Genomic DNA, 17,665 nt, shown 5'->3' with positions numbered 1-17,665 from the left:
CCCGGGCCTCAGTCGTCGAGCGCGAGCTGTGACATGAGGGAATCGATTTCCTGACGGAGTTCGGCCACGAGATCATCCAGCGGGATGATCCGGCTCTCCCGGACGCCCCGGTGGCTGAGTTCGGCGCCCCCCGCCTGCAGCGAGCGCTCGCCGATGACCAGACGCAGCGGGAGGCCGCGCAGGTCGGCGTCGTTGAATTTCACGCCCGCGCGCAGGTCGGGCCGGTCATCGTAGATCACTTCGATGCCGGCCGCGCACAGCTCCTCGAACACCCGGTCCGCCGTCGCCCACGTTGCCTCCTCCCGCGCCAGCACCACGAGCGAGACGTGATAGGGCGCGACGGAAATCGGCAGCTTGAGGCCGTAGTCGTCCCGGTGCTCCTCGGCCACGCAGGCCAGCAGGCGTCCGGTTCCGATCCCGTACGAGCCCATCCAGATCGGGCGCTCCACCCCGTTCTCGTCCGAGAACGTGGCCCCGAGCCCCTCGGAATAGCGGGTGCCGAGCTGGAAGATGTTCCCCACCTCGACGCCGCGGGCCATACGCAGCCCCTCGCCGCAGCGCCCGCATGGCGCCCCCTCGAAGGCCATGGCCACCGGGCCGACGATCGTGGGCTCGTAGTCGCGCCCGCAGCAGACGTTGCGGAGATGGTAGTCCGCCTCGTTCGCTCCGAGAACCAGGTTCGCGGATTCCGCGATCCATCCGTCGACGACGAAGATCGCGGCCCCGGGATCCACGCCCACCGGTGAGGCGAACCCCGGCACCATTCCGGTCGCGGCGATCTCCTCTTCGTGCGCCGGCCGAAGTTCGAGCGCTCCCGCGAGGTTCTGGACCTGGATCGGATTCGCCTCGAGGTCGCCGCGCACGATCGCCGCGATCAGCTTTTCGTCGCGAGCGCCGGCTTCCCCCGCGAAGCTGCCCATGTAGAAGACCATCTTCCCGGTCTCCAGCGCGGAGATGCCGAGCAGACCCGTCACGTCCTCGATCGTGGCCGTTCCGGGCGTGTGGACCCGCTCCAGCGGCGCCATCTCGTCTTCCCGAAGCTCGAGCGTGAACTCGGCGACCTCCCGGTTCGCCGCGTAGCCGCAGGCGTCGCAGAGCGCGAGGCTGTCCTCGCCGATCGGCGTCACGTACATGAACTCGTGGGCGATCTCGCCGCCCATCATCCCCGTATCGCTCTGCACGGCCGTGAGCGGCAAGGCGCAGCGGCGCCCGATGCGCTCATACGCCTCGTAGTGCCGTTCGTACTGCGCCGCGAGCCCCTCCGGGTCCCGATCGAGCGAGTAGGAGTCCTTCATGGTGAACTCCCGCACGCGGATGAGCCCGCCGCGCGAGCGGAGTTCGTCCCGGAACTTGGTCTGCATGTGATAGACCATGGCCGGGAGCTGGCGGTAGGACTGGATCTCGGAGGCCGCGTGGAAGGCCACCACCTCCTCGTGCGTCATCGCGAGGAGCAGGTCGCGCTCGCGCCGGTCGACGAAGCGCGCCATGGTCGCGTCGATGTCGTACCAGCGGCCCGTCGCCTGCCACAGCTCCGCCGGATGCACGACGGGCATCGAGAGTTCCTGCCCGTCGATCCGATCCATCTCCTCGCGCAGGATCTGCTCGATCTTTTTCAGCGACCGCCACGCGAGGGGCAGGTAGGAGAAGATGCCCGCCGCCAACTGGCGGACGTAGCCGGCCTTCAAGAGGAGGCTGTGGGACTCGATCTCGGTTTCCCCCGGCGCCTGGCGCAGGGTCATGCCGAAGAGATTCGAGACACGCTGTCCTGTACGTTCGGTTCCGTTCACAGGTAGACCGTTCAAGGTGGTGGTGTGTTCCGCGGGACGGTGCGGAGAGACAGGCGACGCTAACCGGCCCGCTGTCCGGTGGCCAGCATCTCGATAAGATATCGGCCCGACAGCGATACGACTTCATCCGCGGAGTGAACCGTGTTCCGAAGGCCCGAAGCGTCCAGCGTGAAGTCTCTGGTGATCGTCCTCCTCGCCACTGCCCTGACGACGTCCGTCTCGGCCCCTCCGTTGCGCGGCCAGGAGCCCCGGGAGCCCAAGGCGGAACTCACGGCCTTGCATGACATCGTGGCTTCCGTTTCGGCCGCGCGCGTCGAAGCGGACATCCGGCGGCTCGCGGGCTTCGGCACGCGCCACACCCGGTCCGATACGCTGTCCGACACCCGGGGCATCGGGGCCGCCCGGCGCTGGATCAAGGCCCAATTCGATGAGATCTCCGCGGCGTGTGGCGGCTGCCTCGAGGTCTCGTACCAGACATCCTTCGTCGGAGGCACGGCACGCATCCCCGACACGACGGCCGTGGTCAACGTGCTCGCGATTCAGCGGGGGACGACGGATCCGGGCCGCTACGTCGTGATGTCGGGGGACATCGACTCGCGGGCGTCGAACGCGCTGGACGGCACCTCAGACGCGCCGGGCGCGAACGACAACGCCTCCGGGATGGCGGGCGTCATCGAGGCCGCTCGCGTTCTCACGCAGCACGAGTTCAACGGGTCCATCATCTACGCGGGCCTCTCGGGCGAGGAGCAGGGGCTGTTCGGCGGACGGCACATGGCCCAAGTCGCGCTCGACGAGGGCTGGCGCCTCGAGGCGGTCCTGAACAACGACATGATCGGCAACATCGACGGCCAGAACGGCGTCTCGGACAATACGATCGCGCGCGTCTTCGCCGAGGGCACGCGGGCGGACGAAACCGAAGCGGTGGCCGCGCGGCGGCGGGTCACGGGGGGTGAGGTGGACTCCCCCTCGCGCAACCTGGCGCGCCTCATCGACCGACTGGCCGACGGCTACGTCCCGAATCTCGACATGATGATGGTGTACCGGCTCGACCGCTTCGGGCGCGGGGGACACCACCGGCCGTTCAACGACGCCGGCTTTCCCGCCGTCCGCATCATGGAGGCCAACGAGGACTACCGGCGCCAGCATCAGAACCTCCGCGTTGAAGATGGCGTCGAGTACGGCGACGTAATCGATGAGGTCGAGTTCGATTTCGCCGCGAAGCTGACGGCGGTCAACGCGATCTCGCTGGCCGCCATGGCCTGGGCTCCGGCGCCCCCGCGGAACGTCGCGGTCGAGGGCGCCGTCCGGCCGTCCACGACGCTCAGGTGGGACCCGGTTCCCGCCGCGCGCGCCCCGAACCTCGCCGGATATCGCGTCTACTGGAGGCTCACCGATGCGCCGCAGTGGCAGTGGAGCGTCTTCGCGGGCGACGTGACGGAGCACACGCTCGAGAACATCGTCATCGACAACTACCTCTTCGGCGTGGCCAGCGTGTCCGAGGACGGCTACGAGAGCCCTGTGGTCTTCCCCTGGCCCATTGGGGCCTACGAGCCGCTCGAATGGCTCGGGAGGGACCCGGGCTGAGCTAGGCCCTTCGCCAGGCCCAGCGGAAGAGGACGAAGCAGAACAGCAGCGCGACGCCGATCCACAGCGCACCCCACACGACCGTGGGCACCCCGGTGAGTTCGGCGAGCATCCGGGCATCCGACCGCAGTTCCGGACGGTCGAGAATGTCGCTCTTGATGTCCAGCACCGCGTACAGGCAACTCGTGAGGCCGAGCGTGGTGAGGACGACGCGGTTCACTGCGGCTGACGCCCTCCAGGCCACCGCCAGCAGAGCCGCGGCGAAGGCGAGCCCGAACGCAACCGCGAACGACTGCTGCGCGAACAGCAGCGTCATGCTCCCGACGGTCAGGGCCAGAACGGCGGAAAACCACGAACTGAGCGTCGGAAAGCGTTCCGCGCCCCAGATCATCAGCCCGCCCCACAGCAGACTTCCCAGGTACCCGGCGGACAGGCTCAGGAACGCGTTCCCGCCGGGACAGCGGCACAATCCGCCTTCGAGCGGCGTCACCTCGATGGCGAGGATCCGGCCGCCCGTGGCCAACGTAGCGAGCCCGTGGCTGATCTCGTGCAGGAGTACGACGAAGAGTTTCACCGGATACACGAAGGGCGTGTCCCAGAGAAACCACACGGCGGCGAACAGGGCCGCGAACGCGGCCAGGAACCGGAGTCTTCGTTTCGAGAGGTCGTTCATGCGTACCTCGTACGGCATTGGCCGGGCGCGTGTGTCGGACCGCCGTGCGGCGTCACGCGGCGATCAGGAAGGCTAGCGCGACGAGCGTCATCGCCACACCCGCAAGCGCCAGCGTCGGTACCTTCCGGTCGAACCGCCACCGGCAGACGGCGAAGACAAGCGAAAAGAGACCCAGCGTCGCGTAGACCGGGAGAAGGACTCCCGTCCACTCCGTGCGCTCGCTGAGCGCCAGGACCGCAAGGCCCGACGCCAGGGTCGCGATGAAGAGGGAGCGCTCATCGGTCAGGGGAGGTTGTGGCCAACGCGTCGCGGGCAACCATCCGGCGAACGCGAGCGGGGCCAGGAGGAGCGCCTCGGCCAGCACGGTCAGCCTCCAGGCCTGCTGCGCCGGACCCGCGATCAGGAACGCGTCCGTGAACGCGGCGAAACCGGCGGACGTCGCGGAGACGACCCCCAACAGGTAGAGCCCGAACGCGATGATGCGGCCGGAGATCCGCGCCGCATGGAAGGTCCCCGGGGCGTCCCGGCGCAGCCGGAGCGCGGGCACCGATTCCGCGGGCGATCTACCTACGCTTCGGGGCAGCCACCGGGGGCGTCCGGGGCGTTTCGCACGGGCCAGCAGTCTCGCGCCGAGCGCACGTATCTCTTCGGCCTCCGCGGCCGACAACTCTGCTCGGGCCACCGCGGCGCTCAGTTCTTCCTCATCCAGCACTACGCCGCCGCCGCTCTCCGGCAGCCACACGTCGAGGTAGAGATCCTCGATGATCCAGAGCGGGGACCCCAGTTGCGGAGGACGGATGAGGTTGATGTAGTAGCCCTGGAAGGTACCTCGGGCGTGATAGAACGCCCCGATCTCGAACGGCTGCCCCGGTCGAAGAAACCACATGAGGAGGGAACCGGGCCGAAGGGTCGTGGTCTCGTCGATTCTTACGGGCTCGAAGGACCCATCGAGGATCTGGAGCGTGATCTTCCATCTCGGTCCGTCCGCGAGCAACTCCTGGCGGAAGCGCTGCACCTGGCTTCCCCGATGGACCTCGACGTCTATGCGAGGTGCATCCTCCAGTATCCGGCGCGCAGCCCGCAGCGCGCGCCGCCGCACCCCCAGGAGATCGAAACCCACCTACACTTCCGGGGGAGACCCCGGGCTTTGCCACAGGGCGTCGGCCGTGAACGAACCGTCCGTGTCGGCGAGCCTTACCAGGCCCGGCGCCGGCGTGAAGCGGTCTCCGTGCCGCTCCCGCAGTTCGAGAAGACGGTCTCTCACGGACCGCGCTCCACGGGACTCCGCCCACGCGAGCGGCCCGCCGCGGAACGGCGGGAATCCGGTGCCCATCACCATCGCGAGATCGACATCTGCCGGCCCCGCCACCACGCCTTCCTCCAGCGCGTACATGGCCTCGTTCACGGAAATCAGCAGACAGCGATCGATGATGTCCTCGGGCGCCACGCCCCGCCCCGCCGAGCCGAAGGCGCGGTCCACCTCCCGGTCCACGCGTTCGTCGCCATTCGAGTAGGTGTAGAAGCCGCGACCGTTTTTCTTCCCGAGTCGGCCCAGATCGGCGAGTGTTCGCAGCGCCGCTGACGGCTGCATGCGCTCTCCGTACGAACGGGCCATCTCCCTCGCGACGTGCGCCGCGACATCGAAGCCGACTTCATCGAGCAGTCGACACGGCCCCATCGGCATCCCGAACTCCTTCAGCGTCCGGTCGATGCGGGCCACATCCGTGCCATCGTCGAGGAGGAACCCGACTTCGTTCAGGTACGGCGCGAGGAGCCGGTTGACGATGAATCCGGGCCGGTCCGCAACCAGCACGGGTGTCTTTCCGAGTCGCCGCGCAAGCCTGAACACCGTAGCCAGCGCTGCATCCGAGGTAGACTCGCCCCGAATGATCTCCACGAGCGGCATTCGGTGCACCGGATTGAAGAAGTGCAGGCCGACGACCCGGTCCGGGCGGGCGGCAACCTTGCCCAGTTCCGTCACCGACAACGAGGAGGTGTTGGTCGCGAAGACGGCGTGCGCGGGAAGTTCCGGCTCCACATCCCGAAGGACCTGCTGCTTGACGTGGAGCCGCTCGACGACGGCTTCGATGACGACGTCGACATCGCCGAATCGCTCGTAGGTGAGCGTACCGTGGACGAGCGCGAACTTCAGCCCCACCTCTTCCGGTTCAATGATCCCGCGCTCGCCCGCTTTCCGGAGCAGTTCGCTCGCGTGGCGCAGCCCTAGGTCGAGCGCTTCCTGATCGATGTCCTTGAGGACGACAGAGATGTCATTCGCGGCGGCAAGCTCGGCGATCCCGCCACCCATGATGCCAGCCCCGAGCACGGCGATCTTCTCCGCCTCGGGCTGCTGTGCCACGAGATCGGGGGCAAACGCCTTGTTCGCGGCCTGTCCCCCGCGGAACAGCCGCACGAGGTTCCGGCACACATCGGTCGTGGCCACGTACCCCAGCGCCTCCGCTTCGATGGCGAGCGCTTCGTCGATGGGAAGGTCGATCGTGTCCTCGATAACCTCGATCGCCTTCAAGGCGGCCGGGTAGCGCGTCCCCGACGCGTTGCGCACACGCCGGCGGGCGCCGCGGAACAGAAGACGCCGACCCAGTCGGGTTCCTTCCAGGAGGCGATCCTTCGGCGGCATGTGCGGCGGCACGTGCTCGAGGCGGCCCAGCACGGCGTCCAGCGCCACTTCAGCGGCGGAGTTTCGAAAGCCCGCTTCATCCAGGATCTGGTCGACGAGTCCGTACCGATACGCCGTCGCGGCGGAGAGGCTCCTTTCCGTGAGGATCATCGAGAGCGCCCGCTGAATGCCGATGAGGCGCGGAAGCCGCACCGATCCCCCGAATCCGGGAATCAACCCGAGCTTGATCTCGGGCAATCCGATCGCGGTGGCCCGGGTGTCCGTCGCCAGGCGCCAGTCGCAGGCCAGCGCGAGTTCGGTCCCCCCACCCAGACAAGTCCCGTGAATCGCCGCGATTTTCGGTATCCCGAGCCGCCCGAGCCGCTGGAAGATGCGCTGTCCCATGGCGCTCTTCGTGCGGCCGTCCTCTTCGTCTTCGATCTCTGCGATCTCGCGGACGTCAGCTCCCGCGATGTATGTGTCCGGCTTACCGCTCCAGAGCACGAGCGCCACGGGATGTCCGGTCGCGATGCGCGACTCGAGTTCGGTGAGATAGTGATCCAGGTGCCGCATCACCTGGGTGTCGAGGAGGTTAACGCGGGCATCGGGAGCGTCGAAGATCAGCCATGCGATCTTGTCCGCATCGATCTCGAGCCTGAGCGGCGGAGGCTTATCGGCCATGCACTCCCCGGCTAACCCGACTGCGGGGGTCGCGGCCCCGCGTGAGGCGCGGGCGCCGCGCTTGTCTTTGCCACAGGCTGCTTAGCAGCGCTGACGCACACCCTGCCGCAGGTCGGCGTTGCCCGGCCGCAGCCGGAGCGTATCCGGCAAAGCCGCTTCGATCATCACGTTCCAGTAGAGTTCGCCGGCCGCGGTGTTCACGCGGGCGTGCACCCACCAGGGCCCGCCGGCTGCCGGCGCCCACGCCACGCCAGCGGCGTCCGTGGTATCGGCCATCACCTCTTGCCCCAACGCGGTGAGGAGATCGTCCTCCACCTCACCGTACCCCGCGAAGGCCGCCTCCTCCCAGGAGTCGATGACGATGCAGATCGAGTCGACGCGCTGCTGTGTGGCCAGCTGCATCTCGTTGAACTCGTCGAACGCCGCCTGTCGCTGGCGGTCCAGGGCCCGCTCACGGTCCTCGAGATCGTTGAACAGGTCGAACCGCTCCCGGTACTCCCTGCTGCGGTCGTCGAGGTTGTCCAGTTCCGTGGTAATCGACCGCATGGAATCGCGGACGTTGTTCCAACTCGACTCCGCCGCACTCCACGCGTCCCGCAATTCCCGTTCATCCACGGAGGCCTGTTCGAGATCCGCCGGTATCTCGGGCTCCGGCGTCGCGGCCCCCGCGATGATCACCGCGAACAGGGAGTCGCGGTCGAAGGGGATGAACTGCACTTCGAGGTCATTGACGGGCTCGGCTCCGGCAGCGTCTTCGGTAACCTGCACGGTGATCCTGCTGCCACAGGCGGCCAGCAACGGGAGGATCGCAAGAAGCGGAATCGCCACACGCAACTTCGACATCAATCGAACTCCAGTTGGGGTGTCCGGATAGGTCGACGGAATCTAAGAGGCTTCCGCTAGCGGCGGTAGCTGTCGTCCAGGAAGTAGTCCACCGGGTTCACCGCGCGGTCATGGACCCAGACCTCGTAATGGAGGTTCGGTCCCGTAGCCGTCCCGGAGATACCGACCTCCCCGAGGACGTCACCACGCTGGACCGGGGCTCCCACGCGAACCGCAATTCGGCCCAGGTGGGCGTAGCGGCTCTGATAGCCATCGCCGTGATCGATCTCGACCAGACGACCGTACCCGCTCTTCGAGCCGGCGAAGGCGACCCGCCCCGCCCCGGTCGCGATGACCGGCGTCCCGAAATCAGCCGAAATATCGACGCCCGTGTGTGGGCGGCGGAGGCCGAGCAGGGGATGCAGCCGGTTGTGGCTGAAGCCCGACGAGAGCCAGGAGTCGTCTGAGACGACCGGCCAGATTGAGGGGATGCGTTGATACCGCTCGCGCTGGGCCCCGACGGAATCGGCCGCTTCGGCGAGACTGCTCCGAAGCAGATCCGCGCGCCGCAGCAACTGCTCCATATCGACCGTGACGTCTCCGGCCTCGCGTGCCAGGTCCGGGGCGACCTCGAAGAACTCGTCGCTCGTCGGGTCGACGCCGCCGGGCCCGCCGACACCGACCGAGTAGACATCGGGATCGAGCAGCGGAAGACCGGCGACGAGGCGGAATCTCTGCTCCTGCACGGAGAGATCGTCGAGAGCCTGGCTGAACTGTCCGCTGCGGCTCTCCATGGCCTGCAGGCTGCTGATCAACTGCCGATTCTCGGCTCGATAGCGCGCAAGCTGCTCCGCCGCATCCTGCCGCCCCAACACGCTGGCGACGAAAGCGGACGCCATCATCACGAGTACGGCCGCCGCGACGCCGGCAGCTTTCGCACGGCGTTTCTCAATGCGATAGCTGCGCGCCCGCCCTCCACTCCCAGGCAGTATCTGAATTGTCCAGTACGAAGCTTTTTTCAATGGTCCAGCCGTAGGATCCATGGGTTGGCTACCACTTGGCCATTCGGGCTCGGTGGCGCTCCCCGCAGGCGCTTGAAGAACCGGTGAAGCTTCCCAGCGGGTCGCCACGGGACGGTCGATCCATCGTCCGCAGCCGCAAATGGGGCGATGAAGCTATCCGGGGTCGGCAACCAGTGTCAACGTCAACGCATACCCGCGTCGACGCTTACCCGCCGCGGGGGGCCGCGTTCCCGCCGCGGGGGAAGCGTCCGCCTATTGGCGGTGCCGGGCGATCAAGGACGGGGGAAGAGGACGCCGCCCGGACGCACGGTCTTGAGCCCGGCCACAGACGCTTCGAGATGCCCGAAGTCGGGTGGGGATCCGTCGCCCCCCAGCGTCCGCCAGAGTTCGGCGGCCTTCGCGGGAGTGAAGGGGGCGAGCATCGCGGCCACCGTACCGAGCGCCGCGATGAGCTGCGACAGCACGACATCGAGGGTGCCCGAGTCCGCGGCCCCGTCGCGTTCCGCCTTTGCCAGCGCCCACGGTTTCGTCTCGTCCACGAACCCGTTCGCGGAGCGCACGATCTCGAACGCCGCCGCCAGCCCCCGGTGCAGCAGGTAGCCGTCCATGGCCGTGTGGTACGCCGAGAGGGCCAGCGCCGTCTTCTCCGCGAGTGCTCCTCCCACTGGTGGCGGCACGTCCCCTCCGCGGTACCGGGAAACCATGGAGACCACGCGGTTGAGGAGGTTGCCGAGGTCGTTGGCCAGATCCGACGTGTACCGACGGTCGAACTGCTCGATGAAGGCCTCCGTCGATGGGTAGTCGCGGTCGCCATCCCAGGGCACCTCCCGCAGCAGGAAGTACCGCAGCGCGTCCGGCCCGTGACGTTCGATGAGTTCGACGAGCCCGAGTTCCGTGCCCGCCGACTTCGAGAGCTTGGCCCCGCCGATCTTGATGAAGCCGTGACCCCACACGCTCTTCGCTGGCTCCACGCCCGCCGCCAGCAGCATCGCCGGCCAGTACACGCAGTGGAAGCGGGTGATGTCCTTGCCGATGATGTGGAGGTCCGCGGGCCAGAGTTTCCCGAACGCGTCGCCGTCCGGATAACCGATGGCGGTGATGTAGTTCGACAGGGCATCGAACCACACGTAGACCGTGTGCTCCTCATCCCCCGGGAAGGGGACGCCCCAGCGAATCCGCGAGCGGGAGGCCGATATGTCGTCGAGTCCGGACTCCAGCAGCCGGGTGATCTCGTTGCGCCGCGTCCGGGGCCGGACCGAGGCCGGATCGTCCCGCAGGCGCGAGAGGAGCGTGTCGCGGTAGTCGGAGAGCCGGAAGAACCAGTTCTCCTCCTCGGTCCACTCGATCTCGCGACCCGGGTGGAGCGGGCAGCGCCCGTCCGCCAGTTCGTCGTCCTTCTTGAAGGCTTCGCAGCCGGCGCAGTAGTGGCCCTCGTACTTCGAGCGGCGGAAGTCTCCGTTCGCGGCGATCCGCTCCATGAGGGCGGTCAGGCCGCGGTGGTGGCGCGGTTCCGATGTCCGGATGAAATCGTCGTTCGACAGACCCAGGCGCTGCCAGACGTCCAGGAAGGCCTCGGCGATGCGGTCGACCCATTCCCGCGGGGCCGCTCCCTGCTTCTCCGCCTCCTGCTGGACCTTCTGCCCGTGCTCGTCCATTCCGATGAGAAAATGGACCTCGTCCCCGCGGGCGCGGCGGTACCGGGCGATCGCGTCGGCGCCGATCTTCTCGATCGCGTGTCCCAGGTGCGGGTCGCCGTTCGAGTAGTCGATCGCCGTCGTGAGATAGAACCGGGGCACTACCTGCGGTCCAGTTCGGCGCGCCGCGCCGCGCGCCTCTCCTCCCGGAGTTGCGCGAGCGGGATGGTGCGGATCTCGCCGTCCCCCGCCTGAAGCGACACGGTCTCCTCGAACAGATCCCACGATTTCACATTCTCGCGGCCGTTGGCGGTTCGGATCGTCCTGCCGACGGGCGGGAAGCGCTTCTTCGCCTGCGCGTACACGGCGTGCTCGTAGCGGAGGCAGTTCATGAGCCGGCCGCAGGCGCCCGAAATCTGGCTCGGATTGAGAGAAAGGCCCTGATCCTTGGCGAGTTGAAGCGTGACCGGTTCGATGGACGTGAGCCACGAGCGACAGCAGAGTTCACGGCGGCAGCGACCCAGCCCGCCGAGACGGCGCGCCTCATCGCGGACCCCGATCTGCCGCAGGTCGATCCGGGTCCGGAACGAGCGGGCCATGTCGCGCACGAGGGCGCGGAAGTCGACCCTCTTCTCGGCGGTGAAGTACACCGTGAGCTTGTTGCGGTCCCACTGCCACTCCGCCTCGCTCACCTTCATGCGCAGCCGGTGCTTCGTCACGAGTTCGCGCGTGCGCCGGCGCACCTCGAGTTCCTGGTCGCGAAGCTGCTGCAGCCGCAGGACATCGGCCGGCGCGGCGCGGCGGATCACGCGCCGGGACGGCGGCGGGACGGTGCGGGCGCCCACACTGTCGCAGCCCCCTTCGCAGGCGAGATCCCCGGCCCCGGCCGCACGCTTCACCCACCCGATGTCCTGTCCGCGGTCGGCCTCCACGACGACATACTCCCGCTCCGCCAGCCCGGGAGCGCCGCTGTAGGCGAAGAAATCGGAACGCAGCCCCTTGAACTGGACTTCGAGGATCTGGCGCAGGGCTCCCGCCGCCGGACCCGGCGTCGCCACGGGACCCGGCGTGGCCGCGGTACCCGGGGTCGTGGCGGCACTCGGCAGGGATGGCTCCCTGCGCGGGGCCCCGTTTCCGGACTCGCCGGCGGGGCGCGCGGGACGGGGGGGGCCAGGCCGGACCGGGCGCGGCCGGCGGCGCTCGCTCACCTCTCCTCCCAGGCGCCGATGGCGTAGAACTTGTCCCGCCGCGTCTCGACCAACTCGCGCGGGTTCAGCTTCGCAAGCTCGCGCAGATGACGCCGGATGGCGGCGCCCATGGCCTCGACGGCGGCCTCCGGGTCGGTATGCGCGCCTCCCTGCGGCTCCGGGATGACCTGATCCACGACGCCCAGATCCTGAAGATCGCGGGCCGTCAGCTTGAGTGCTTCCGCGGCTTTTTCGGAGTGATCGCGGCTCCGCCACAGGATCGCGGCGCACCCCTCGGGCGAGATCACCGAGTAGATCGCGTTTTCCATCATGAGGACGCGGTCCCCCACGCCGATCCCCAGGGCCCCGCCCGAGCCTCCCTCGCCGATGACGCAACTCACGATGGGGACCTTCAGGCCCGCCATCACGGCGAGGTTGCGGGCGATCGCTTCCGCCTGGCCCCGCTCCTCCGCGCCGATGCCGGGATACGCTCCCTGCGTGTCGATGAAGGTCACGACGGGACGGCCGAACTTCTCGGCCAGCCGCATCAGGCGCTTCGCCTTGCGATATCCCTCCGGGTGGGGAGAGCCGAAGTTGCGGAGCAGGTTCTCCTTCATCTCCCGGCCCTTCTGGTGCCCGATGGCCATGACCGAGTAATCGCCCAGACTGAGCCAGCCGCCGACGATGGCCGGGTCGTCGCGGAAGACGCGATCGCCCTTCAACTCGAAGAAATCCGTGCCGATCCCCTGGATGTAGTCGAGCGAGAAGGGACGGTCCTGGTTGCGGGCGAGCTTCACCCGATCGAAACGCGACAGCCGGGCCATGGCGTCGTCGTGCGCGGCGGCGAGCTGGGCTTCCAGCGGCCCCAGCTCGGCGCTCACGTCGATCCCGCTTTTTCTGGCCTTGTTCCGAAGCTCCTCCACATGGGAGCGGAGCTCGGCCAGGCCTTCCTGTTCTATCGACATACGCGATCGTCTCTCGGTCCAGGAGCCGGCATCCATCCCTGGCAGGCCGGCCTGCTGCCTGCACAAACTGGCCCCGCCGACGGTGATCCGGCCAGCGGGCGGCCGGACGGGCGACGACCCGTCAGCGACTCCGGACCAGTTTTACGCCGCTTCCACCCAGCAGCGTGCGCAGTTCCTCGACCAGCGTCGGGGTCGGCGCCACGCGCAGCGTTCGCGACGCGAAACGCGATGGCCCCGCCTCGTCCTCCTGCGCCCCGTGCCCGGCTTCCACGTACAGCGGCCCGAGTCCCGGCGAAGCTTCCAGCAACTCCCGGGCCCGGATGAACGCACCGGGCTCCAGGGGTTCGTCCTCGCGGATTTCAATCAGGATCCCCACCCGTCCCTCATCCCGCACTTCCGCCAGGGGCCGCACGGAGTCGAGGAAAATGGGCGGATCGTCGTCATCCCGCGAGTTGCCCGATACGGTGCCCGTGATCAGGACCGGCCGGTCGTCGGTGAGCAAACCACGGTTCTGCTGCCAGACTTCGCCGAACACGAGCGTGGTCGCCGTGCCGTGAAAGTCCTCGATCGTGAGCCGTGCCCACTCGCGGCCGTCCTTGCGCGCGGTGCGCACCGACGTCTCGGTGATGACGCAGGGGACCTCGACCGTGCGGTCGCGGCGCTCGCGCAGGCTCGTCGTCTTCGCCTCCAGCGCGTACAGGTCGACGAGATCCTGGTAGCGCTCGAGGGGGTGTCCCGAGATATAGAACCCGAGGCCTTCCTTCTCCCTGCGGAGCCGGTCGCGCTCGCTCCACGCCGAGACGATCGGGAGTTCGACCTCCGGCCTCGCCTCCGCGGCATCGCCCCCGAACAGGCTGGTCTGGCCGCTCTCGGCCTCCTGCCGCCTCAACTGCGCCTCGTTCATCATGACCTCGAGGCCGGCCGCCAGCGCGGCGCGGTCGCCGAGGTCGTCGAGTGCCCCGGCTCCGATCAAAGCTCCGATCACGCGCGAGTTGTTGAGCCGCAGGTCGATCCGTTCAAGGAAATCGAGGAAACTCTCGAACGGCGCCTCAGCGCGGGCGGCCCGAATCGACTTGATCGCGGAATGTCCCACGCCCTTGATCGCGCCGAGCCCGAAGCGGATCGCCGACTTCCCGGGATTATCCGGATCGACCACCACCGTGAAGCGATAGCCCGACTCCTTCACCGACGGCGGAAGCACCCGGATCCCGAGCTTCCGCGCGGCGCCGATGTACGATACGACCGCGTCCGTGCTGCCGATCTCCGAGGACAGGAGGCCGGCCATGAACTCGGCCGGATAGTGCGCCTTCAGCCACGCGGTCCGGTAGGAGAGGAGCGCGTACGCGACGCTGTGCGCCTTGTTGAAGCCGTAGCGGCCGAAGGTGCGGATGAGTTCGGCGATCTCGCCCGCCTTCGGCTTCGCGACCCCGCGCTCGACCGCGCGCTTGACGAATTCGCCGAGCACCCGGTCCGTGAGTTCGGCGTCCTTCTTTCCCACCGCCTTCCTGAGCACGTCGGCTTCGGCGAGCGAGAAGCCGGCGAGCAGGTTGGCGGCCCGCATCACCTGCTCCTGATAGGTGATGACCCCGTACGTCGGCTCCAGGATCTCCTTCAGGTCGGGATGAGGATATTCGACCGGCTTCTTGCCGCGTTTGCGCTCGATGTAGACGTCCGTCATCCCGGAATCGAGCGGGCCGGGGCGGATGAGCGCGTTCACGGCCACGAGGTCGTCGAAGCGGTCGCAGCGCATCGCGCGCAGCTTATCCGTCGCAAGGCTGGACTCGAACTGGAAAACCCCGCTCGTGCGGCCGCCCGCCAGCATCTCGTACACGGCGGCGTCCTCGAGGCCGATCTCCTCCCAGTCCACGCGGATCCCGTGCCGCTCGTCCACGTTCCGCGCCGCGTCGGCGATCACGGTCAGCGTGCGCAGGCCCAGGAAGTCCATCTTGAGCATGCCCGCCTTCTCGAGCGCGTTCATGTCGAACTGCGTGATCACCGTGTCCGCGCCGCTCTTGGTGTCCGAGCAGATCGGCACGTAGTCGTCCAGCGGTCCCGGCGCGATCACGACGCCCGCCGCGTGCACCGAACTGTGGCGCGCGAGCCCCTCGATGCGTTCCGCGTAGTCGAGGAGCTTCCTGACCTGGGCGTCCTCGCGGTCGCTCTCGGCGAGTTCCCCCACCTTCTTCCTCGCCTCGGCCACCGTGAGCGAGAAGCCCGGCGTCGACGGCACGAGCTTCGCGAGCCGGTCCGTCTCCGAAGGCGAGAAGCCGAGCACCCGGCCCACGTCCCGGATCACCGCGCGCGCCTTCATCGTCCCGAACGTGATGATCTGCCCGACCGAAGCCTGGCCGTACTTCTCCCGCACGTAGTCGATGACCTCGCCGCGGCGCTCGTAGCAGAAGTCGATGTCGATGTCCGGCATGGAGACGCGTTCCGGATTCAGGAAGCGCTCGAAGAGGAGGTCGAACTCGAGCGGATCCACGTCGGTGATGCCGAGCGCGTAGCAGATGATCGATCCCGCGGCCGACCCGCGGCCGGGCCCGACCGGGATCTCCCGCTCGCGCGCCGCCACGATGAAGTCCCACACGATGAGCAGGTAGCCCGCATACCCCGTGTTCTCGATGACCCCGAGTTCGTAGTCGAGACGGTCGCGCACCGCGTCCGGCAGGGGGTCGCCGTATTTGGACTTCGCCCCTTCCGTCGCCTGGTGACGCAGCATCTCCATGGGCTCGGAGAAGCGGTCGGGGAGGGGGAACCCGGGCAGCTGGTACTGCTTCTCGACCTTGACGTCGCAGCGCTCGGCGATGCGCACCGTTTCGGCGAGCAGGCCGGGCAGGTCCGGGAAGAGCTCCGCCATCTCGTCGGCGGTCTTGAAGTAGCTCTCCTCCCCGTGGAAGCGCAGCCGGTCGGGATCGTCCTTGTCCTTGCCCGTCCCGATGCAGAGGAGCGTGTCGTGCGCGTCGGCGTCCTCGCGGCGCATGTAGTGCGCGTCGTTGGTGACGACGAGCGGGAGCCCGAGTTCCTCGGAGATCTCGATGATGCCCCGGTTCACCAGATCCTGCTGCGGGATCCCGTGGTTCTGGAGTTCGAGCCAGTAGCGGTCGCTGAACACCCGCGCGTGCCATTCCGCGGCCCGCTTCGCCTCCTCGTATCTCTCGTACTGCAGGTAGCGCGCGACCTCGCCGGCGAGGCAGGCGGAGAGGCAGACGATCCCGTCCGCGTATTGCTCCAGCATCTCGTGATCCACGCGGGGCCGGCGGTAGAACCCCTCCGTGTACCCGATCGACGAGAGCTTGATGAGGTTCGAGTACCCCTTTCGGCTCTCGGCGAGCAGCACGAGGTGGGCGTAGTGGGCCGGGGCGCCTTCTTCGAGCTTGCGGGAGCGGCGGTCGCCGTACGCGACGTAGGCCTCGCAGCCGATGATCGGCTTGATCCCCCTGGCGCGGGCCTTCTCCTGGAACTCCCACGCGCCGTGAAGGTTGCCGTGGTCCGTGAGGGCGAGGGCGGGCATGCCGAGTTCGACCGCACGGTCGACGAGGTCGTCTATCCGGTTCGCGCCGTCGAGGAGGGAGTACTCGCTATGTGTGTGAAGATGAACGAACGACACTAGGCACCGGACTCGACGCAGCGGAACGACCCGAGTATCTCCTGCAGTTGCAGCATGTACTCGTACTTGGCCCGGTTCGGCGAATAGAGCCACGCATCGACGAAGTACGTGCGCGCCGGACAGTTCACCAGCCAGACGATAAACGGGCCGGCGGCGGGGAATCCGCCGGACTCATCCTGCCACACGCCGGTCACTTCCAGAGCCGGGCGGTCCTCCCACAGGAAGCTGACCACGCTCGAATTCGAGTCGTCGATGCGCTGCGGGACGTTGTAGTGCACCGCATCGATCTCGGCCCGCCACTCCAGCGCCCGATCCTTCGTCAGCGAGTCGACGGCCGGGCGCCACGTGACGAGGACCGAACGGATGAGTTCGCTCGGGTCGGGGTTGTCGTTGCGCAGGATGACCAGGCTGTCCCCTCCGCCGAGATCCCGTGCGACGCGGTCGTAGAGCTCGGGGACGAGGAGGGAGAACCCGAACCGCCGCCCGAGATCCGTGGCGAGGGCGGTGTCGGGCGGCGTCGCGTACATGCGCCGCATCACGAACTCGCGGTAGTTCGTGTCCACCGCGTTCAGGACGGATGGAAGCGCCGCGACCCACGATTCGGCCTCCCGGCCCGACCGGAGGAGGACACCCGTCACGGTCTGGCCGAGCGCCCAGATGTCCGACGCCTGGAAGACGCGGCCCGGCTCCAGCGCGTCGAGGTCCTGTCCCGCCTGATCCGCCACCTCGGTCAGCAGCGGGTCGTCGTCCGTCCCGAACACGATCAGGTTACGGAACAGTTTCAGTTCGCCGACGTTCTCGTGGCCGGGGTCGACGAAGGTGACCTCGTACTGTTTCTCGTTGCGGCTCGTGAAGATCGTGGGCTCCAGGACCTGCCGGGTCTCCTCCTCCACTTGCTGCGAGAGAGCGTCGGGAGCGAGGATGATGAGGCTGTTCGCCTCTCCGAAAGCCGTCGGCCTGTTGCATGCGGAGAGGACCAGGAGCGTGGCCGGGAGAAGCGCCATGGCGGCGCCGAAGGGACGGATTTTCATGCGAGTGAAGCTAGGCCGGCAGGCTTGCGGCGGCAATCGAAGATGGCCCCTCTCG

12 protein-coding genes are annotated in these 17,665 nt (G+C 67.9%); 1 reads left to right on the top strand and 11 read right to left on the bottom strand.

The genetic code is table 11. The features are described 5' to 3' along the window. Positions 1-8 precede the first annotated feature (8 nt). The gene (locus ACOOGH_RS14995; protein WP_420449683.1) at positions 9-1,787 is read right to left on the bottom strand and encodes a proline--tRNA ligase; all 1,779 of its coding nucleotides are present in this window, start codon (positions 1,785-1,787) and stop codon (positions 9-11) included. A 231-nt stretch (positions 1,788-2,018) separates the two neighbouring features. Between ACOOGH_RS14995 and ACOOGH_RS14990 the strand changes: the two genes are divergently transcribed. Further along, entirely contained in the window at positions 2,019-3,371 is a 1,353-nt protein-coding gene (locus tag ACOOGH_RS14990) for a M28 family metallopeptidase (RefSeq protein ID WP_420450144.1), read from the top strand. A gap of 1 nt (position 3,372) precedes the next feature. Here ACOOGH_RS14990 and ACOOGH_RS14985 read toward each other — a convergent pair whose 3' ends face one another. The 10 genes from ACOOGH_RS14985 to ACOOGH_RS14940 form a co-directional block, all read right to left on the bottom strand. Beyond that, positions 3,373-4,044, bottom strand: coding sequence for a M50 family metallopeptidase (locus ACOOGH_RS14985; protein ID WP_420449682.1), 672 nt, complete (start codon positions 4,042-4,044; stop codon positions 3,373-3,375). 52 nt (positions 4,045-4,096) lie between these two features. Continuing rightward, a complete protein-coding gene (locus ACOOGH_RS14980; RefSeq protein ID WP_420449681.1) occupies positions 4,097-5,164 on the bottom strand; it encodes a DUF402 domain-containing protein in 1,068 nt (355 codons plus the stop codon). Beyond that, positions 5,165-7,342 (bottom strand): 3-hydroxyacyl-CoA dehydrogenase NAD-binding domain-containing protein, encoded by a 2,178-nt coding sequence (locus ACOOGH_RS14975; protein ID WP_420449680.1) that lies wholly within the window; start codon positions 7,340-7,342, stop codon positions 5,165-5,167. A gap of 81 nt (positions 7,343-7,423) precedes the next feature. Continuing rightward, on the bottom strand, positions 7,424-8,185 hold the full coding sequence (locus ACOOGH_RS14970; RefSeq protein WP_420449679.1) for a hypothetical protein: 762 nt from the start codon (positions 8,183-8,185) through the stop codon (positions 7,424-7,426). Between the two features lie 56 nt (positions 8,186-8,241). After that, complete coding sequence (locus ACOOGH_RS14965) at positions 8,242-9,066, bottom strand: M23 family metallopeptidase (protein WP_420449678.1); 825 nt, start codon at positions 9,064-9,066, stop codon at positions 8,242-8,244. A gap of 392 nt (positions 9,067-9,458) precedes the next feature. Beyond that, positions 9,459-10,982, bottom strand: a complete 1,524-nt coding sequence (gene metG, locus ACOOGH_RS14960; RefSeq protein ID WP_420449677.1) for a methionine--tRNA ligase — start codon at positions 10,980-10,982, stop codon at positions 9,459-9,461. Beyond that, positions 10,982-11,878 carry a PSP1 domain-containing protein gene (locus ACOOGH_RS14955; protein ID WP_420449676.1) on the bottom strand — a complete coding sequence of 299 codons (897 nt, stop codon included), beginning with the start codon at positions 11,876-11,878 and terminating at the stop codon, positions 10,982-10,984. The genes metG and ACOOGH_RS14955 overlap by 1 nt, the downstream gene beginning before the upstream one ends. 146 nt (positions 11,879-12,024) lie before the next feature. Then, positions 12,025-12,972, bottom strand: a complete 948-nt coding sequence (locus ACOOGH_RS14950) for an acetyl-CoA carboxylase carboxyltransferase subunit alpha (protein WP_420449675.1) — start codon at positions 12,970-12,972, stop codon at positions 12,025-12,027. 121 nt (positions 12,973-13,093) lie between these two features. Beyond that, positions 13,094-16,579, bottom strand: coding sequence for a DNA polymerase III subunit alpha (dnaE, locus tag ACOOGH_RS14945; RefSeq protein WP_420449674.1), 3,486 nt, complete (start codon positions 16,577-16,579; stop codon positions 13,094-13,096). Continuing rightward, positions 16,579-17,610, bottom strand: a complete 1,032-nt coding sequence (locus ACOOGH_RS14940) for a DUF4837 family protein (RefSeq protein ID WP_420449673.1) — start codon at positions 17,608-17,610, stop codon at positions 16,579-16,581. The genes dnaE and ACOOGH_RS14940 overlap by 1 nt, the downstream gene beginning before the upstream one ends. Between the last annotated feature and the right edge of the window lie 55 nt (positions 17,611-17,665).

The sequence above is a fragment of the Candidatus Palauibacter sp. genome (assembly GCF_965213655.1).
Lineage (GTDB): Bacteria > Gemmatimonadota > Gemmatimonadetes > Palauibacterales > Palauibacteraceae > Palauibacter.
This window is presented reverse-complemented; position numbering and strand designations above follow the sequence as displayed.

Bases quoted from the DNA above. Each gene is read 5' to 3' on its own strand.
- ACOOGH_RS14975 (WP_420449680.1), bottom strand. From the start codon at position 7,342: ATGGCCGATAAGCCTCCGCCGCTCAGGCTCGAGATCGATGCGGACAAG.
- ACOOGH_RS14965 (WP_420449678.1), bottom strand. From the start codon at position 9,066: ATGATGGCGTCCGCTTTCGTCGCCAGCGTGTTGGGGCGGCAGGATGCG.
- ACOOGH_RS14985 (WP_420449682.1), bottom strand. From the start codon at position 4,044: ATGAACGACCTCTCGAAACGAAGACTCCGGTTCCTGGCCGCGTTCGCG.
- ACOOGH_RS14940 (WP_420449673.1), bottom strand. From the start codon at position 17,610: ATGAAAATCCGTCCCTTCGGCGCCGCCATGGCGCTTCTCCCGGCCACG.
- ACOOGH_RS14970 (WP_420449679.1), bottom strand. From the start codon at position 8,185: ATGTCGAAGTTGCGTGTGGCGATTCCGCTTCTTGCGATCCTCCCGTTG.
- ACOOGH_RS14950 (WP_420449675.1), bottom strand. From the start codon at position 12,972: ATGTCGATAGAACAGGAAGGCCTGGCCGAGCTCCGCTCCCATGTGGAG.